Origin of the sequence: Mycobacterium sp. SMC-8, assembly GCF_025263565.1 — a bacterium.
Lineage (GTDB): Bacteria > Actinomycetota > Actinomycetes > Mycobacteriales > Mycobacteriaceae > Mycobacterium.
This window is the reverse complement of sequence record NZ_CP079865.1, coordinates 4,222,477-4,238,617: the sequence shown is the minus strand read 5'-3', so window position 1 is coordinate 4,238,617 and position 16,141 is coordinate 4,222,477. Positions and strand designations below refer to the sequence as shown.

The following is a 16,141-nucleotide window of genomic DNA, read 5'->3' as shown; positions in this document are numbered from 1 at the left end:
GCCCGCCGCTGTGGCCATCTGAGCGGCCCGCCCTCCAGCGCGAGCGTGCGTGTTTACAGGCGACACGCCGAAAAATGTCGGACAAATGCGCACGCTCGCACTCGATTTGGCGCACCGACGTCTCCGGTGGCACGGCGAACACAGACAACCGGCGCGGTCGCGGTGGAGTTCAGCTCGCGGATGTGTCGGCCCCTTCACCTGGGCGTGATCTTAGGCGTGAAAGACCAGGTAGACACCAAGGTTTGGGTGCCGGCTGCGGCGATCACGCTTGACCTGGCTGTGCACGTCCCTTTGTGCTGATGAAGTTCCGCTGCGATGTACTACCCTCGGCATCACCGGAGTGGTCATCGGCATCCAGTGGTGGGCGGTACGTCAACGTTCGACCGCGCACCCCTGACGAGTCGCTCGACGGTACAAGCCCCTACCGATGACGCCCGTAACCCCGAACGCGACTGTGCTACAAGCCAACACGAGCGCCCCGGCAGCGAGCACCGTCTCATTCGCCCCGAGCCGGTCTGCTTCCAAGGTGAGATAGAACAGTGCGGATACGCCCACGGGCCCGAACCACCCGAGGTAGAGAGCGTCCGGGGCGCCCAGCCGCAGCACACGTTTGATCAGAAGCACAATCGGCAGTCGCCGTAACGTAAGCACGGTGAGCACCAGAAGCATTGCCGGCCAGCCAAATTCGTACCATTCGTGCCACGGCAATGTCGCCCCGAACAGCACGAACAGCGGCAGAACGGCGAATCGATTGATGGCCTCGTCGATCGGCACCGCCGACGCACGCTCCTGCCCGGTGCCGACGATGTTGAACACGACCCCCGCCGACGAAGACGGCGAGAACTCCATCGACACGCAGTAGACCGGACACTCCGAGGATGCCGAGCGCCAATACGACGGTGACGAACAGTGCCGGCGCACCGGCGGTCGAGCCGTGGTCCGCGCCCAGACGGAGCGCACCGCCGCCCAACCAGCCGATGACCCCGCCGACGATCACAGCACCGCCCACCTGCCACACCGATTCCGCGACCGCGTCTCCCGCCCCGAGAGGGCCTGCCACGGCGAGCGCGACCAGAACGAGCGGCAGCGCCAGACCGTCATTGGACCCCGATTCCAGGGACAGCAATTGCCGATCCCGAGCGGGAAGGTCCCGTTCGGCATCGTCGCCGGTCACCACACTCGACGCGAGAACAGGATCGGTGGGGCTGACCGCGGCACCGAAGAGCGCGGCAGCGGCGATGGGCATACCGAGAACAGCCCACCCCAGCGCCGCCGACACGACGGCCATCACCGGCAGGACGATCAGCAGCAGCACAAGCAGCGACCAGCCGTGACGACGAATCTCGCCGAACGGGTAGCGCAACGCCACCGCCATCACCGGGATCGCCAACAGCACCCTGCTGCCCTCGTGCAGCACGGACTGCTCGACAGTCAGCGGAGACATCGACAACACGCCGGTGACCTGTGGTCCGAGCACGATTCCGGCCGCCAGCCCCAGCAGCGGTTCTGAGATCGGCAGACTCCGCATCTTCACTGACAACGTCGCAACCGCCATGCCGAGGACACCGACGGCCGCCAGCACAATGTCCAGTTCCACGGACAGGCGTTTCCCACGCAGAGCTCCAAGTCCGCACCAAACCAGGTGAATCCACACCAACCCAGGTGAAGTCGGGGCAAAGGTGTGCCGGTGCCTCGGCCCGGGTACTTGGAGGGGGCCGGCCGTCGATGCTCGAACGCACCATGAAGGTGTTTCGCCGCTGATGGACAACCGAGTCGGCGACTGCCGCAAGCCTCTGGTGCTCGGTCAGCGCGCCGCCGCGGTCGCCGACGGACTACGCAGTCGACTATGGCCGGTTCCGGCTCTCGGGGTGGTCACTGCTCTGCTTGCCGGCATCGCCATCCCTGAACTCGACACCGCCGTCGATCAGCAGATGCCCCCGGCACTGGCGGGCTACTTGTTCGGCGGAGGCGCCGACGCGGCGAGAGAAGTCCTCGGCGCCATCGCAACCTCGCTGATCACCGTGACGTCGCTGACGTTCTCCCTGACTCTAATCACGTTGCAGCTGGCCAGTTCTCAATACACGCCGCGGCTGTTACGGACATTCGCTGCCGATCGTTTCGTCCAACGAACCCTGGCACTGTTTCTCGCGACCTTCGTTTACGCACTGACTGTCCTGCGCACCGTTCGTAATGGCAATGACGGTTCAGCGGAGTTCGTTCCGCAGATTGCGGTCACGGTGGCCTACCTGCTGGCCATGGCCAGCGTTCTGGCCCTGGTGCTGTTCCTCGGGCACCTGGTACGTCAGATACGGATCGAGACCATGCTGGACCATGTCGCCGGCGACATCGAGCAGACCGCAGACCGGCTGCTCGGCCGGATCGAGGAACAACCCGCTGACCGCGACGCACCTGTCCCGCCCGCCGACGCGGCGATTATCACAGCCCGCTCTTCAGGCTTCCTCGTCTCGGTCGCCGAGCAGGCGCTGGTAAAGGCCGCCGTCGACGCCGATGTGGTGGTCTGGGTGGAGCGTCCGATGGGATCGGACCTCACCGCAGGCGTACCGGTGGCCTTCTGCTGGTCCTCCCAGAACCGGGGCGGCACCCTCCACGGGGAGCGGTTGATCTCGGTGCGTGAGCAGGTCGCCGACGCCCTCACCGTGGGTAACGAACGCACCGCGTCCCAGGACATCGGCTATGGGTTCCGTCAGCTCACGGACGTCGTTGTGCGTGCGTTGAGCCCTGGTATCAACGACCCCACCACCGCTGTGCACGGCCTGAACTCGTGCAGCGCCGCACTGTGCCGACTGGCCGGATACCGTCTGGGTCCCCGGATTCTGCGCGACGAGAACGGGGCGGCCCGGGTGGTACTGGCGCAACCCGACTTGCCGGATCTGCTCGATATCGTCTCCAACCAGCCATTGCTCTACGGCGCGAGCGACCCGGCGGTGCTGAAACGGTTGCTGTCGATGCTGCGCGAACTCGCCTGGGTGGAGGTGCTCCCCGAACACCGGCACGCGATCGCTGACCGGCTCCGCCGTCTTGAGAGGGCGGTGGCCGACCGGGATTACGATGACGTCGAGCGGCGTCAGTTGGATCAATTGGCGCGAAACGTCCGGGAAGCACTCGACCGTCGATGGCCTGCGGGTTGATTCCGTCAACGACAGCGTCATCGCCTCGGTGGCGCTGAAGCGTTCGCCACTCCGGCCAGCGCAGACCCATCGCCGATCTTGTCGTGGGGAATGACGCTGAGGGAACCGTCGCTCTCCAGTACGACCGCCGCGATCCGGCTGACGTCACCGTGCCCCGACGACCGGATCGCCTGGTGAATCTCGTCGGCACTGACGCGCTGGCGGCGCAACGCGTCGTCGAGTGATCGGCCATGGGACAGCAGGAGCGTCGGTCGGGCGGTCAGCACCGTCCGACCGGCGCGAAACCGCGATGACACCTTTGCCGCGGCATACTGCAGCCCGGCGAGCAGCGCCAGCGCGGTCGATCCCTCCACGAATGACACGTCGGTGTTGAGCAGAATGGTGGCCAGCGTCGAGCCGACGGCGACGGTGACCACCAAGTCGAACGCGTTGAGTTTGGCCAGAGTCCGTTTGCCCGATACCCGCAGTACTACGATCAGGGCGACGTAGGCAGCCGAACCGATGAGCAGAACTCGGACGACGTCGGACCATGTGTCAAACCACATGCAGCGCACTACCTCTCAAAGTCCATGGCGACGCCGGCCACATCCGTCGGTACCGAATCTGTTCGGCTTCCGCTCGCTGTCGACGCGGCGTCGGCGGTCAATCGCCGTCGCAGCAGGGTTAGCGCCGCATTCAGCAGCCGAGACACCTGAACATGAGAAATGCCCAGTCGGCGACCGATTTCTCGCTGGGACAGGCCGTTGAAGTAGCGCATACCGAGAATCGCGCGGGATCGAGGAGTCAGCGCGCCGATGGCGTCCTGTAGCACGATGCGATCCTCGACGGTCTCGAAGTGGGGGTCTTCCGCGCCGTGAATCGTTCCGAGCAACGTCGGATCCGGTCCACCCGGCCCCGAACGAGACGCATCGAGTGACAGCGGTTGATACGCCCAATGCGCAGAGCTCGACTGGGCCACGTCGTCGCTGCCGATGCCGAGTTCCCGCGCCAACTCGGGGTTCGTCGGTGACCGGTTCAAGCTCCGAGAGAGTGTCTCCACCGCGTCCCGCACTCGCAGCTGTGTCTCCTGAATGTGGCGAGGAACGCGGATCGACCAAGTGTGGTCGCGAAAGTGCCGACACACCTCCCCGCGAATGGTCGGCACCGCGAACGCCGCGAATCGCCCCTTGGCGGGGTCGTAGCGGTCCACGCTCTTGACCAACCCCATCCGGGCAACCTGGACCAGGTCCTCGGACGGTTCGCCGCGCCCGACAAATCGGACGGCGATGTGGTCGGCCAGCGGCACACACTCGGTGATGATCCGTTGTCGCCAACGCCTGCGCTCGTCGTCCGCCGCGCAGGCAGTCAACTGCGCGAACATGGTGTCAACATGCGGCCAGTCAGGATCTCGGACGGCAACATCGCTGCCTGAACCATCCGGCTGCGCGAGTGTCATCGTGGCCTCTTTCTGGGCGGAAGGCGTCGTCTTCGTCGGCTTTGCTGTGCCCTCCGCCTACCCACATGAGCCACACAACTATGGTGTTCGCGCAATCGTTGCTCAACCGAGACAAACACCGATTTCCGGATGGCGGGTATCAAGCCCCGGCCCGGAGGGAACTCCTCCTCGGACAATCGAGATCGCCGATGCGACCCACTGGAGGCAGACACATGCGGCAAGCACAGGTCCACCGGGAGGCTCCGGTGGTGCTGGCAGCAACGGCGCTGGCACTCGGAATCTCCGGGTGCGGCGAGGATGCCGCGGTGGACTCGTCCAATCGCGGCTCGGGATCGGATACGGAGGGTACGTCGGTCGAGAACGCTTTCATCGTGCCGGCCTTTGTGCCCGGCGAATGCGCGCTGCAACTCGATGCCGGCGGCGAAATGCGTTTCACCGTCACGAACAACCGTCCCGCAGACACCGAGCGACTCCTCGGTCTGACCATCGGCGCGGCCGCGCAGGCGCACGGCATCGACAGCGTGGCCATCCCCCCGAAGTCGACCGCCGCCTTCGGCGAGGCGAACCACGGTCCAGCCCCCGACGGGCGTCACCCGGCGGTCCGGCTCCAACGATTGGATCCAGGCCTGCGACCCGCCACCTCGACTGACGTGACCTTCCGTTTCGAGCGGGCCGGCGACATCACGTTGCCGGTGCCGGTCGAGGCGTGCCCCGTCCAGACTCGGTGACGGACCACCGGCAGGTACTCTGCTCGGTCTAGCAACCTGTCCTGAGCTCGAAGTGCGCGGTGTCTGTGTCCCCGGGTTCGTCGACGTAATACCCCACCGCGGTTCCGGTGATCGTGCATACCCCATCGGAGAACGTGGCATCGGCTTCGACCGGGGCGGTCGCCGGATCGGCGTTCCACGAACTGCCGGTGAAGCCGGCCAGATTCTGAATCCGGACCAGTCGCGCGCCCACGCGTCGCCGGTGCGCACCTGAGCGGTGAAACCTGGTTCCTGCTGCAGACTTTCGATGAACCACACCCAACCGACCTGGTCACACGTGATTCGCATCTGCTCCTCGACCACACTGCCGTTGATCAGCACTCGCGCAGTGTGGGTACCGAGGGCCTCGTGGCCGTCGGTTGAGCACCCTGCACCCAGCAGAGCCGCAAGTGCAAGTCCGAGAGCCCGCGTGGGGTGCGCGCGGCCTGGCATCAATCGGGCTTGGTGGTGAGCACACACGCTCACAAGTACCCCGGCGCCACGAAGTCATACGGTCGTGCAGCGGGCCGGCACGTATCAAAGCGGCGTCTGCGGGTACGGATACGGCATGGTGCGATGGATAGCAATCTTCGTGGGTGTGGTGGTCTTGCTGGTCGGGCTCCTGGGACTGATCACGCCCGTGTCAGTCTCGCCTTTTCAGCAGAGCGTCAGTTGTGGCAGTGTTGTCGCGCCCGACCTGTCGGAGGCTCGATCGCTCGACGACTCGAACGCAGCGAACGTACCCGTAGACGGCGAGATCGTGGTCGACGTGAACTACACGCACCTGTGTCGCATGGAACTGGAGGACCGGAGGCTGTGGACCATCACCGTCGCGGTGTTGGGAGCGCTGATGGTGAGTGCGGCCGGCGTGCAGCGCGTGTTGACTTCGAGAAGGACTCCCGTCAGCTGAGTCCCTCATGGACGAGCGTGCGCATTCTCGGCAGTTTCCACGGCGTGTCCGCCACAGACACGCACGCTCGCCATGACACTCGCCATGACACCGGGCTACGCCAGACGGGAAAGGACTTCTGCGACAACCTGATCGAGTGCGATGTCGACCTGCTCGCCGGTGGCCATGCTCTTCACCCCGACCGTGCCGGCCTCCAGATCCCGGTCCCCGGCCACCAGCGCGATCGAGGCCCCCGACCGGTCGGCGCCCTTCATCGCGCCCTTGAGACTCCGGTCGCCGTAGGCGACGTCGACGCGTACCCCGGCCCCCCGCAACTGCGCGGCCAGTACTGCCAGCCGCACCTTGGCGTCGGCCCCCAGCGGCACCGCGTACACGTCCACCCGCGCCGTCTCCCCGGCCGCCTTGCCCTCGGCGCGCAGCGCCAGCAGCGTGCGGTCCACCCCGAGGCCGAAGCCGATCCCGGACAGGTCCCGGCCACCCAGCTGTGACATCAGGCCGTCGTAACGGCCCCCGCCGCCGATGCCGGACTGGGCGCCGAGCCCGTCGTGGACGAACTCGAACGTCGTCTTGGTGTAGTAGTCCAGCCCGCGCACCATCCGCGGGTTGATCACGTACGGCACCGACAACGCGTCCAGGTGCGCGAGCACGGTGTCGAAGTGTGCCTTGGCCGCGTCGGAGAGGTGATCGAGCATGACCGGCGCGTCGGCGGTCATCTCCTTCACGTGCGGGCGCTTGTCATCGAGCACCCGCAGCGGGTTGATCTGCGCGCGGTGCCGCGTTTCTTCGTCCAGATCCAGCTTGAACAGGAAGTCCTGCAACAGTTCCCGGTACTGCGGCCGGCAACTGTCATCGCCCAGCGAGGTGATCTCCAGCCGGAACCCGTCAAGGCCCAGAGATCGGAACCCGGCGTCGGCGACAGCGATCACCTCGGCGTCCAGCGCGGGATCGTCGATGCCGATCGCTTCGACGCCCACCTGCTGCAGCTGCCGATACCGGCCTGCCTGCGGGCGCTCGTAACGGAAGAACGGGCCGGCGTAACACAGCTTGACGGGCAGCTGACCACGGTCGAGGCCATGCTCGATGACCGCCCGCATCACGCCGGCGGTGCCTTCGGGCCGCAGTGTCACCGATCGCTCACCGCGATCGGCGAAGGTGTACATCTCCTTGGAGACCACGTCGGTGGACTCCCCCACCCCGCGCGCGAACAGCGCGGTGTCCTCGAAGATCGGCAGCTCGATGTCGCCGTAGCCGGCGCGTCGGGCTGCGGCCAGCAGCCCTGCGCGTACGGCGACGAACTCGGCCGAGTCCGGCGGGAAGTAGTCGGGGACGCCCTTGGGCGCCTTGAACGAGTCAGTCACGGAGTCAAACCTTCGAGGAATGGGTTGGTGTGGCGTTCGATGCCGATGGTGCTGCGCTCGCCGTGCCCCGGCAATACCAGAGTGTCGTCGTCGAGGACCAGCAGTTTTGTGACGATCGATTCGAGCAGGTCCCGCCCGCTGCCGCCGGGCAGGTCGGTCCGTCCGACCGTCGCCCGGAATAACGTGTCGCCAGTGAAGGCCACCTGCTCGGGCCCGTGCTCGACGCGGAACACCACCGAGCCCTGGGTGTGGCCGGGGGTGTGGTCGACGGCGACGGTGATCCCGCCGAGCTCGATCTTGTCCCCGTCGCGGTCCAGTTCGAGCACCTGTCTGGGCTCGCGGAACATGGCTCCGAGCGCGGTGCGCGCCAGGCCGCCGAGAAACCCCCTCCCGAAGCCCTTGATCGGGTCGGTGAGCATGTGCCGGTCGGCCGGGTGGATGAAGGCCGGGCACCCGTAGGTGTCGGCCACCTTCTGCGCCGACCATATGTGGTCGATATGCCCGTGCGTGAGGAGTACCGCGGCCGGGGTCAGCCGGTTCTCGTCGAGGATCCGGCGCAGCGGACCCATCGCCCGCTGGCCGGGGTCGACGACGATGGCGTCGGCGCCCTGCCGCGGGGCCAGCACGTAGCAGTTGCACGCCAACATGCCGGCCGGGAATCCGGTGATCAACACGTCTTCCAGCTTCCCATGCCCAGGTGGTGAGCCTGTTCAGGAGGGTCGCGGCGGCCGTTTCCAGCCGGAGCTGGCACACTCGGTGCCGACCGGATCAACTTCGAGGAGGACACCGGCCGTGCCGACGAACGAACAACGGCGTGCGACCGCCAAGCGCAAGCTCGAGCGACAGATGGAGCATCGGGCCGAGCGTGAGCGCAAGCGCCGCCTGTACACGATCATCGGATCGGCGGTGGCAGCCGTCGTCATCGTCGCCGCCGTGGTCGCCACCATCGTGATCACCAACCGCGACTCCGGCACCCAGACCGCGTCCGCTTCCAGCACCACCGCCACCACCGAGCCGTCGTCGCCACTCGACATGCCGGCGCCGGCGGAGGCCGGGGCCCTGCCCGAGTTCACCGCACCGGAAAATCTGGGCGGCGACTGCCAGTACCCCGCGGCCGAGCCGGCCAGCAAGGAGAACACCCCGCCGCGCAGTGGCAAGGTGCCCACCGAGCCTGCCCATGTCAGCGCCAGCATGGTCACCGACCAGGGCAACATCGGGCTGCAACTCGACAACGGCAAGTCGCCGTGCACGGTCAACAGCTTCGCCAGCCTGGCACAGCAGGGCTACTTCAACGACACCCCGTGCCACCGCCTCACCACCAGCGACTCTCTCGGGGTGCTGCAGTGCGGCGACCCGACCGGTGAGGGCACCGGCGGTCCCGGCTACCAGTTCGCCAACGAGTACCCGACCGACCAGTACCAGCCCGACGATCCTGCGCTAGGCCAGCCCGTGGTGTACCCGCGCGGCACGCTGGCGATGGCCAATGCCGGCCCCGGCACCAACGGCAGCCAGTTTTTCCTCGTCTACCAGGATTCGCAGCTGCCGCCGCAGTACACGGTCTTCGGCACGATCGACGAGACCGGTCTGGCCACCCTGGACAAGATCGCGGCCGAGGGCGTCGACGGTGGCGGGCCCGACGGACCGCCCAAGCTGGCGACCACGGTGAAGTCCATCCAGCTGGACTGACCGCCGGGAAGGCTCAGCGCAGCGAATCCGCCGACGACTGCGCGTCGGTGACGCTGACCACCAACCGGTCGTAGTGCTGACCGTCGAGTTCGATCTGCACCGCGGGCCGTCCCGCCCGCGCGACGGCGAACGTCTTGCGACCCCGTCGGCGCCAGGTACCGATCTTGGTGCGTCCGGGCCAGTGCAGACCCGGGGCCCGCACGCCGGCTACCGCGCGCAGCGGCTCGTCCACGACGTCGACGGCCTTCACCGCCGACACCGGCACACGGATGTCGCCGTGCAGGCCCGCGATTTTCTCCCCGAGTGTCAGACGCAGCTCCACATCCGTCCCGACCCGTCGAAGTTCAGCCATCGATCCCGCTCCTTTCTCAGTTTTGATAATGATACCAAGGGTGATAATCGGCAGATGGCTTCGCTCGATATCCTGCTGCACCCGGTTCGCATGCGCATCGTCCAGGCGATGCTGGACGGCAGTGAACTGACCGCCGGTGACCTGCGGGCCGAGCTACCCGAGATCCCAGCGGCGTCGCTGTACCGGCACATCGCCACGCTCTCTGAAGCCGGCGTGCTGGAAGTGGCGCGCGAGCGACAAGTGCGAGGGGCCGTCGAGCGGACCTTCCGCCTGCACCTGCCCTCCGCGGTGGTCTCCCCGCAGCAGGCGCGCGACTTGACCCGTGAAGACCACCGCCGCGCGTTCGCCGCCTTCGTCGCGATGCTGATGGCGGACTTCGACCGCTACCTGGCGGCCCCCGAGGTCGACGTCGTAGCCGACGGCGTGGCCTTCACCCAGGCCGCGCTGTGGTTGGACGACGACGAAATGCACGCGCTCCGGGACGAACTCGCCGCGGTGATCACGGCACGCATGGGCAATCGCCGCAGCGCGGGCCGCACCAAACGGTTGCTCAGCACCGTGCTGATGCCCGCGCGCTGAGATTGCGGCTCACGCCGCTGACGTCACGCGGTAGACGTCGTAGACGCCCTCCACGTTGCGCACCACGTTGAGCACGTGACCGAGGTGCTTGGGGTCCCCCATCTCGAAGGTGAACCGGCTGATCGCGACCCGGTCGTTGGACGTGGTCACCGACGCCGAGAGGATGTTGACCTTCTCGTCGGCGAGCACCCGGGTCACATCCGACAGCAACCGGTGCCGGTCGAGCGCCTCCACCTGGATGGCGACCAGGAACACCGACGACGGCGACGGCGCCCACTGGACATCGATGATGCGCTCCGACTGTTGTTGCAAAGACGACGCATTCGTGCAGTCGGTGCGGTGCACGCTGACCCCGCCGCCGCGGGTCACGAAGCCCATGATGTTGTCGCCGGGCACCGGCGTGCAGCACTTGGCGAGCTTGGTCAGCACGCCGGGCGCGCCCGGCACCGCGACGCCGACGTCATCGTTGGTGCGCTGCCGCACCGGCATGGTCGCCGGCGTAGACCGCTCGGCGATCTCGTCGGCGGCCTCGTCGTCGCCGCCGAGCTGGGCCACCAGCCGCTGCACGACGTGCCGCGCCGAGACATGCCCCTCACCGACAGCCGTGTAGAGCGCCGACACGTCGGTGTAGCGCAGCTCCCGGGCCAGCGCGGTGATGGTCTCGGCATTCATCAGCCGCTGCAACGGAAGTCCGCCACGGCGGACTTCGCGGGCGATGGCCTCCTTGCCGGATTCCAGCGCCTCCTCGCGGCGCTCCTTGGCGAACCACTGCCGGATCTTGGCCTTGGCCCGCGGTGAGACGACAAAGGTCTGCCAGTCCCGCGACGGCCCCGCATTCGGGGCTTTGGAGGTGAAAACCTCCACCACTTCCCCGTTTTCGAGCTTGCGTTCCAGCGCGACCAGCCGACCGTTGACACGGGCGCCGATGCAGCGGTGCCCCACCTCGGTGTGCACCGCGTAGGCGAAGTCCACCGGTGTCGACCCGGTGGGCAGCGTGATCACATCCCCCTTCGGGGTGAACACGAAGATCTCCTGCACCGCGAGGTCGTAGCGCAGCGATTCGAGGAACTCACCGGGGTCGGCGGCCTCCCGCTGCCAGTCGAGCAGCTGGCGCATCCACGCCATGTCGTCGATCTCGGTGGCGGCGTGGCTGGGCGGAACTCCGTTGCGGCCCTTGGCTTCCTTGTAACGCCAGTGCGCGGCGATGCCGTACTCGGCGGTCTTGTGCATGTCGATGGTGCGGATCTGCACCTCCAGCGGCTTGCCCTCGGGGCCCACGACCGTGGTGTGCAGCGACTGGTACACCCCGAACCGCGGCTGGGCGATGTAGTCCTTGAACCGCCCGGCGATGGGTTGCCACAGCGAGTGCACCACGCCGACGGCGGCATAACAGTCTCGCAGCTCGTCGCACAGAATGCGTACGCCGACCAGGTCGTGGATGTCATCGAAGTCACGGCCCTTGACGATCATCTTCTGATAGATCGACCAGTAGTGTTTCGGCCGGCCCTCGACCACAGCGTTGATCTTCGACGCGTTCAGGGTCGCGGTGATCTCGGCGCGCACCTTGGCCAGATAGGTGTCCCGCGACGGGGCCCGGTCGGCGACCAGCCGCACGATCTCCTCGTACTTCTTCGGATGCAGGATCGCGAACGACAGATCCTCCAGTTCCCACTTGACCGTCGCCATCCCGAGCCGATGAGCAAGGGGCGCAATGACTTCCAGCGTTTCGCGAGCCTTGCGGGCCTGCTTCTCGGGCGGCAGGAAACGCATCGTGCGCATGTTGTGCAGCCGGTCGGCGACCTTGATCACCAGCACCCGTGGGTCACGCGCCATCGCGATGATCATCTTGCGGATGGTCTCGCCCTCGGCCGCCGTGCCGAGCGCGACCTTGTCAAGCTTGGTGACACCGTCGACGAGGTGGCCGACCTCGGTCCCGAACTCCTGGGTCAACTGCTCGAGCGTGTAGCCGGTGTCCTCGACGGTGTCGTGGAGCAGCGCGGCGATCAGCGTGGTGGTGTCCATCCCGAGCTCGGCCAGGATGTTCGCGACCGCCAGCGGATGGGTGATGTACGGGTCGCCGGAGCGGCGCAGCTGGTCGGCATGCCGTTGCTCGGCGACTTCGTAGGCCGTCTGCAGCAACGTCAGGTCGGCCTTCGGGTAGATCTCGCGGTGCACTGCGACAAGCGGTTCGAGCACCGGGTTGATCGTGCTGCGCTGGGACGTCATCCGACGGGCCAGCCTGGCCCGCACCCGGCGGGACGCGCTGGTGGCCGGTTTGGTGCTGTCGCCGCGGGGCAGCTCCAACGGCTGGGTCTCCGGGCTGGACACCGGCGGCCGGGACGGCGACTGCACAGCCTGGCTGGCGGGCTCGGTCCGAACCTTGTCGGCCATGTTCACCTCCGGGATCTGTGTTCTTCGCAGGATATCCGCTCAGACGGTGTAGAGACTGGTCACCTCGAGCGGTCCCAGCGCGGTGCGACCGCCCAGCGCCGTGAGCTCCATCATCACCACCGCACCGGTCACGTTCGCGCCGACCCGGGTGAGCAACTGATGGGTGGCGGCCAGCGTGCCACCGGTGGCCAGTACATCGTCGATGATCACCACGCAGCGGCCCGCCAGATCGATGCCCTCGGCGGGGACCTCCAGCGTGGCCGTGCCGTATTCCAGGGAGTAGGTCTGGCTGATGACCGGGGGTGGCAGTTTGCCGCCCTTGCGCACCGCGAGAACACCGATGCCCAGGCTGATCGCGACCGCACCACCGAGCAGGAAGCCGCGGGCGTCCACCCCGGCGATCAGGTCCGCCCCGCGCGCGGCGTCGGCGATGGCCCTGCTCACCTGCGCCAGCCCGTGCGCGTCGGCGAGCACCGGCGTCAGGTCCTTGAACTGGATGCCAGGTTCGGGGAAGTCCGGGACCTCCCGCACCAGGGACGCGATCACGTCGGCGATGTCGCTCACTGGCTCAGCTTCCAACGATCCATGTTCCATCCCGCGCCCCATCGTGTCGGATTGCCGCTCACCGCGTACATCTTGGCCGAGGTCAGCAGCGTGCGCTGCTGGCGGTACAGCGGCAGCGTCGGCATGTCGCCCCACAGAATCGGCGCGGCCTCACCGAGCAGCCGCGCGATCTCCTTCGGGTCGGAGACGACGGCCAGCGTTGCGATGATCGCGTCGATGCGCTCGTTGCGGTAGCGGGGCAGGTTGTTGCCGTTGGCGCTGTGCAACGCGTAGGCATCCATCGTCGACGAGCCCGTCGACCCGCTGCCCGCCGCTCCCCCGACGGTGGCGATCAGCACGTCGATCTCATTGTTGCGCAACGACAACGGGCCGACATTCTCCCCCGCCACGTCCTCGACGGTGATGCCCGCGGGGGCACACGCCTTCGCGATGGCGCCGACGGTCGCGGCCAGACGCGCGTTGGGGGTCTGGTAGCCGATCCGCACGGTCAGGGGCGCCCCGTCCAGCGCGGCGCGCGCGGCGTCGGGGTTGGCCACCGCGAACTCGTTGACCTGCGGCGTGACTTCGGCGGCGCTGTAAGCGTCCACCGTCGCGCTGTTCAGCCGCGTGTTGGCCACCGGCACCTCGGCGTTGCGGGCGATCACGTCACGGGGTGTGCACAGGGCCAATGCCCGGCGCGCCGGCACCGCGGCCAGCGGGCCACCCGGGGCGAAGATGAGCTGTTCGACGCCCGCCGACGGCGAGTCGGTGCGCACGTAGTCGTCGGGCAGGTTCAGCGTGCCCGACGACCCGGTGGCGATATCGACGACGTCATAGGCGCCCTCGTTGACCTTGTCCTGCATGTCGGCGCTGCGCGGCCACACGGTGATCTCGGCGGTGACCGGTGTGGTGCCCCACCATTTGTCGTTGGCCACCAGTTTCACCGCGCCGTCCTCGGTGACGGAGTCCATCTTGTAGGGGCCCGAGGATGGGAACTTCTTCAGGTCGAGGTCTGGCGTCAGGTCCCAGGTGGTGTTCCACACCTGCGCGATGCGCTCGACGGTCGGGCGGTCGTTGTCGAGCAGCGCCCGGGTCACCCCGCCGTCACCGAGACCGAGGACGTCGGCGATCACGTGGGCCGGCATCATCGACGTCGCCGCGAACAGCTGGCCGTAGTCGGTGAAACCGCGTTCCGGAGCGAACGACACCCGGGCCTTCTTCTGCCCCGGCGCGCAGTCGACGCTCGCGATGTCGACGTAGCCCGCGCGGCTGGCCGCGTCGAATCCCGGGAACCGGCCCGACTGCGACGCCCATGCCAGCACCATGTCGTCGCAGGTGATCGGTTTGCCGTCGGAGTACACCGCCTCGGCCTTGATCTCGTAGTCCAGGATCAGCGGGCTGCGGCCCACCACCGAGATGGTGCCGAAGTCGTGGTCGCCGACGATCTGACCGTCCGGCCCGTGATAGTTGAACCCGGTCAGGACGCGTGCGAACGCCTGCGGTCCGCCCGATGCGGCGCCGACGACGGTGTTGGTGTTGTAGGTGACCAGCGCTCCGTCCACGGCGTAGTCGACGGTGTCGGCGGTGGCGTCCCCGCACGAGGTCAACCCCAGCCCGCCCACCACGGCCAGCACCGCGGTCAACGCGATCGCGCGACGTGGGCGAGGTGCCCGGCGGGCTCGCAGGCGCCAGCGATCGGCCATCGGCGGCTACCGGTTCCGCGGGGTGCGCTTACCCGACGGTCGCCCGGTCCGGCTGCTGGTGGGCCGCACGGGGCGGGCGCCGGGGGCAGGCTTGTCAGGCGCGGGAGCCGGCGGTGTGGACACCACGGCCGCGGGTTCGGCCGTCACGGCGTCGTCGTCGGCGAGCGCGTCGGCCCCGGTCAGGTCGGCGCCGCCGGCCTTGGCCGCCGCCGTCTGACGGCGGTTGAGCACCCGGCGGGTGTGCTTGCTGACCAGCTCGGTGCGTTCGCGCAGGCTCACCAGCAGCGGTGTGGCGAAGTAGATCGACGAATAGGTGCCGACGATCACGCCGACCAGCTGGACGAGCGCGAGATCCATGAGCGTGCCGACGCCGAGCAGCCACACCGCGATCACCATCAGCGCGATGATCGGCAGCACGGAGATCAGGCTGGTGTTGATCGACCGCATGAAGGTCTGGTTCACCGCCAGGTTGGCCTGCTCGGCGAACGTCCGGCGGGTGGTGTGCTCGAACCCGTCGGTGTTCTCCTCGACCTTGTCGAACACGATGACCGTGTCGTAGAGCGAGAAGCCCAGAATCGTCAGCAGGCCGATGACGGTGGCCGGGGTGACCTCGAAGCCGACGAGTGCGTACACCCCGGCGGTCACGACGAGGTCGAACACCAGGGTCGCCAGCGCCGCGATCGCCATGTATCGCTCGTAGCGCACCGTGATGTAAATGGCCGCCAGCACGAGGAAGACCACGAGCGCGATCAGCGCCTTCTGGGTGATCTGCCCACCCCAGGTCTCCGACACCGCGGAGTCGGAGATGGCCTGTTCGCTGGGCTGGCCGTCCGGTCCTTTCGGCTGGAACGCGTCGAACAGCGCCTTGCGCAGCTCGATGATCTGCTCGTTGTCCAGGGTCTCCGAACGGATCTGGAACGTCGCCGAGTCGCCGGCGCCGACGATCACGACCGATTCCGGCGGGTTGCCGATGGTGTCGGTGAAGACGGTCTCGACCTGCGAGGTGGTGGCCTGGGTGTCGCTGCGGGGGAACGACACCTTGGTGCCACCCTCGAAGTCGATGCCGAAGGTGAACCCGCGCAACAGCATCGCGCCGAGCGACACCAAAATGATCAGCCCGCTGACCGTGTACCACAGCTTGCGTTTGCCGATGACCTCGAAGGCGCCGGTGCCTGTGTAGAGCCGGACGAAGAAGCCGTGCTTGGCTGCGCCGGTCGCGGCGGACTCCAGGTCGGGCGCCTCGATCGCGCCGGATTCGTCGTTGTCTGTGCGGTGACGTGTCGCCATGA

16 protein-coding genes and 1 pseudogene are annotated in these 16,141 nt (G+C 67.4%); 5 read left to right on the top strand and 12 right to left on the bottom strand.

Going from position 1 to position 16,141, the window contains the following annotated elements; all coding sequences use genetic code 11:
- Positions 1 to 372: 372 nt before the first annotated feature.
- Entirely contained in the window at positions 373 to 849 is a 477-nt protein-coding gene (locus KXD97_RS33170) for a cation:proton antiporter (protein ID WP_313901318.1), read from the bottom strand.
- A gap of 37 nt (positions 850 to 886) precedes the next feature.
- Positions 887 to 1,528, bottom strand: a pseudogene (locus tag KXD97_RS33165) (cation:proton antiporter); the annotation flags it as partial.
- Between the two features lie 232 nt (positions 1,529 to 1,760).
- Here KXD97_RS33165 and KXD97_RS20615 point away from each other — a divergent pair.
- Positions 1,761 to 3,149 carry a DUF2254 domain-containing protein gene (locus KXD97_RS20615; protein WP_260752007.1) on the top strand — a complete coding sequence of 463 codons (1,389 nt, stop codon included), beginning with the start codon at positions 1,761 to 1,763 and terminating at the stop codon, positions 3,147 to 3,149.
- Positions 3,150 to 3,166: 17 nt separating this feature from the next.
- Here KXD97_RS20615 and KXD97_RS20610 read toward each other — a convergent pair whose 3' ends face one another.
- Positions 3,167 to 3,694 carry a DUF421 domain-containing protein gene (locus KXD97_RS20610; protein ID WP_260752006.1) on the bottom strand — a complete coding sequence of 176 codons (528 nt, stop codon included), beginning with the start codon at positions 3,692 to 3,694 and terminating at the stop codon, positions 3,167 to 3,169.
- Between the two features lie 8 nt (positions 3,695 to 3,702).
- Positions 3,703 to 4,509: a SigB/SigF/SigG family RNA polymerase sigma factor gene (locus KXD97_RS20605; protein WP_260752005.1), complete on the bottom strand. Its 807-nt coding sequence runs from the start codon at positions 4,507 to 4,509 to the stop codon at positions 3,703 to 3,705.
- A 287-nt stretch (positions 4,510 to 4,796) separates the two neighbouring features.
- Between KXD97_RS20605 and KXD97_RS20600 the strand changes: the two genes are divergently transcribed.
- The gene (locus tag KXD97_RS20600; RefSeq protein WP_260752004.1) at positions 4,797 to 5,312 is read left to right on the top strand and encodes a hypothetical protein; all 516 of its coding nucleotides are present in this window, start codon (positions 4,797 to 4,799) and stop codon (positions 5,310 to 5,312) included.
- Positions 5,313 to 5,340: 28 nt separating this feature from the next.
- On the opposite strand, the gene KXD97_RS20595 is transcribed toward KXD97_RS20600, so the two are convergent.
- A complete protein-coding gene (locus KXD97_RS20595) occupies positions 5,341 to 5,544 on the bottom strand; it encodes a lipoprotein LpqH (protein ID WP_260752003.1) in 204 nt (67 codons plus the stop codon).
- A gap of 378 nt (positions 5,545 to 5,922) precedes the next feature.
- Here KXD97_RS20595 and KXD97_RS20590 point away from each other — a divergent pair, with 378 nt between their 5' ends.
- Positions 5,923 to 6,240, top strand: coding sequence for a hypothetical protein (locus tag KXD97_RS20590; RefSeq protein ID WP_260752001.1), 318 nt, complete (start codon positions 5,923 to 5,925; stop codon positions 6,238 to 6,240).
- Between the two features lie 95 nt (positions 6,241 to 6,335).
- Here KXD97_RS20590 and hisS read toward each other — a convergent pair whose 3' ends face one another.
- Entirely contained in the window at positions 6,336 to 7,598 is a 1,263-nt protein-coding gene (gene hisS, locus KXD97_RS20585) for a histidine--tRNA ligase (RefSeq protein WP_260752000.1), read from the bottom strand.
- Entirely contained in the window at positions 7,595 to 8,272 is a 678-nt protein-coding gene (locus KXD97_RS20580; protein WP_260751998.1) for an MBL fold metallo-hydrolase, read from the bottom strand. The genes hisS and KXD97_RS20580 overlap by 4 nt, the downstream gene beginning before the upstream one ends.
- Before the next feature lie 118 nt (positions 8,273 to 8,390).
- Between KXD97_RS20580 and KXD97_RS20575 the strand changes: the two genes are divergently transcribed.
- Positions 8,391 to 9,284, top strand: coding sequence for a peptidylprolyl isomerase (locus tag KXD97_RS20575; RefSeq protein ID WP_260751997.1), 894 nt, complete (start codon positions 8,391 to 8,393; stop codon positions 9,282 to 9,284).
- 13 nt (positions 9,285 to 9,297) lie between these two features.
- On the opposite strand, the gene KXD97_RS20570 is transcribed toward KXD97_RS20575, so the two are convergent.
- The gene (locus KXD97_RS20570; RefSeq protein ID WP_260751996.1) at positions 9,298 to 9,636 is read right to left on the bottom strand and encodes a hypothetical protein; all 339 of its coding nucleotides are present in this window, start codon (positions 9,634 to 9,636) and stop codon (positions 9,298 to 9,300) included.
- A 54-nt stretch (positions 9,637 to 9,690) separates the two neighbouring features.
- On the opposite strand from KXD97_RS20570, the gene KXD97_RS20565 reads away from it, so the two are divergent.
- Positions 9,691 to 10,215, top strand: a complete 525-nt coding sequence (locus KXD97_RS20565; RefSeq protein ID WP_260751995.1) for a helix-turn-helix domain-containing protein — start codon at positions 9,691 to 9,693, stop codon at positions 10,213 to 10,215.
- Positions 10,216 to 10,224: 9 nt separating this feature from the next.
- On the opposite strand, the gene KXD97_RS20560 is transcribed toward KXD97_RS20565, so the two are convergent.
- The 4 genes from KXD97_RS20560 to secF are packed head-to-tail and all read right to left on the bottom strand — an operon-like array spanning position 10,225 to position 16,139.
- Positions 10,225 to 12,606, bottom strand: coding sequence for a bifunctional (p)ppGpp synthetase/guanosine-3',5'-bis(diphosphate) 3'-pyrophosphohydrolase (locus tag KXD97_RS20560; RefSeq protein WP_260751994.1), 2,382 nt, complete (start codon positions 12,604 to 12,606; stop codon positions 10,225 to 10,227).
- 39 nt (positions 12,607 to 12,645) lie between these two features.
- A complete protein-coding gene (locus KXD97_RS20555) occupies positions 12,646 to 13,200 on the bottom strand; it encodes an adenine phosphoribosyltransferase (protein ID WP_396884515.1) in 555 nt (184 codons plus the stop codon).
- A complete protein-coding gene (locus KXD97_RS20550) occupies positions 13,167 to 14,852 on the bottom strand; it encodes an ABC transporter substrate-binding protein (protein WP_260751992.1) in 1,686 nt (561 codons plus the stop codon). Before KXD97_RS20550 ends, KXD97_RS20555 begins: the two co-directional genes overlap by 34 nt.
- A 6-nt stretch (positions 14,853 to 14,858) precedes the next feature.
- Positions 14,859 to 16,139, bottom strand: coding sequence for a protein translocase subunit SecF (secF, locus tag KXD97_RS20545; RefSeq protein ID WP_260751991.1), 1,281 nt, complete (start codon positions 16,137 to 16,139; stop codon positions 14,859 to 14,861).
- Positions 16,140 to 16,141: the final 2 nt, after the last annotated feature.

Excerpts from the sequence above, each read along its gene's own strand:
- KXD97_RS33170 (WP_313901318.1), bottom strand. The coding sequence starts at position 849 with ATGGAGTTCTCGCCGTCTTCGTCGGCGGGGGTCGTGTTCAACATCGTC.
- KXD97_RS20615 (WP_260752007.1), top strand. The coding sequence starts at position 1,761 with ATGGACAACCGAGTCGGCGACTGCCGCAAGCCTCTGGTGCTCGGTCAG.
- KXD97_RS20610 (WP_260752006.1), bottom strand. The coding sequence starts at position 3,694 with ATGTGGTTTGACACATGGTCCGACGTCGTCCGAGTTCTGCTCATCGGT.
- KXD97_RS20605 (WP_260752005.1), bottom strand. The coding sequence starts at position 4,509 with ATGTTCGCGCAGTTGACTGCCTGCGCGGCGGACGACGAGCGCAGGCGT.
- KXD97_RS20600 (WP_260752004.1), top strand. The coding sequence starts at position 4,797 with ATGCGGCAAGCACAGGTCCACCGGGAGGCTCCGGTGGTGCTGGCAGCA.
- KXD97_RS20570 (WP_260751996.1), bottom strand. The coding sequence starts at position 9,636 with ATGGCTGAACTTCGACGGGTCGGGACGGATGTGGAGCTGCGTCTGACA.
- KXD97_RS20565 (WP_260751995.1), top strand. The coding sequence starts at position 9,691 with ATGGCTTCGCTCGATATCCTGCTGCACCCGGTTCGCATGCGCATCGTC.
- KXD97_RS20560 (WP_260751994.1), bottom strand. The coding sequence starts at position 12,606 with ATGGCCGACAAGGTTCGGACCGAGCCCGCCAGCCAGGCTGTGCAGTCG.
- KXD97_RS20555 (WP_396884515.1), bottom strand. The coding sequence starts at position 13,200 with ATGGAACATGGATCGTTGGAAGCTGAGCCAGTGAGCGACATCGCCGAC.
- KXD97_RS20550 (WP_260751992.1), bottom strand. The coding sequence starts at position 14,852 with ATGGCCGATCGCTGGCGCCTGCGAGCCCGCCGGGCACCTCGCCCACGT.
- secF (WP_260751991.1), bottom strand. The coding sequence starts at position 16,139 with ATGGCGACACGTCACCGCACAGACAACGACGAATCCGGCGCGATCGAG.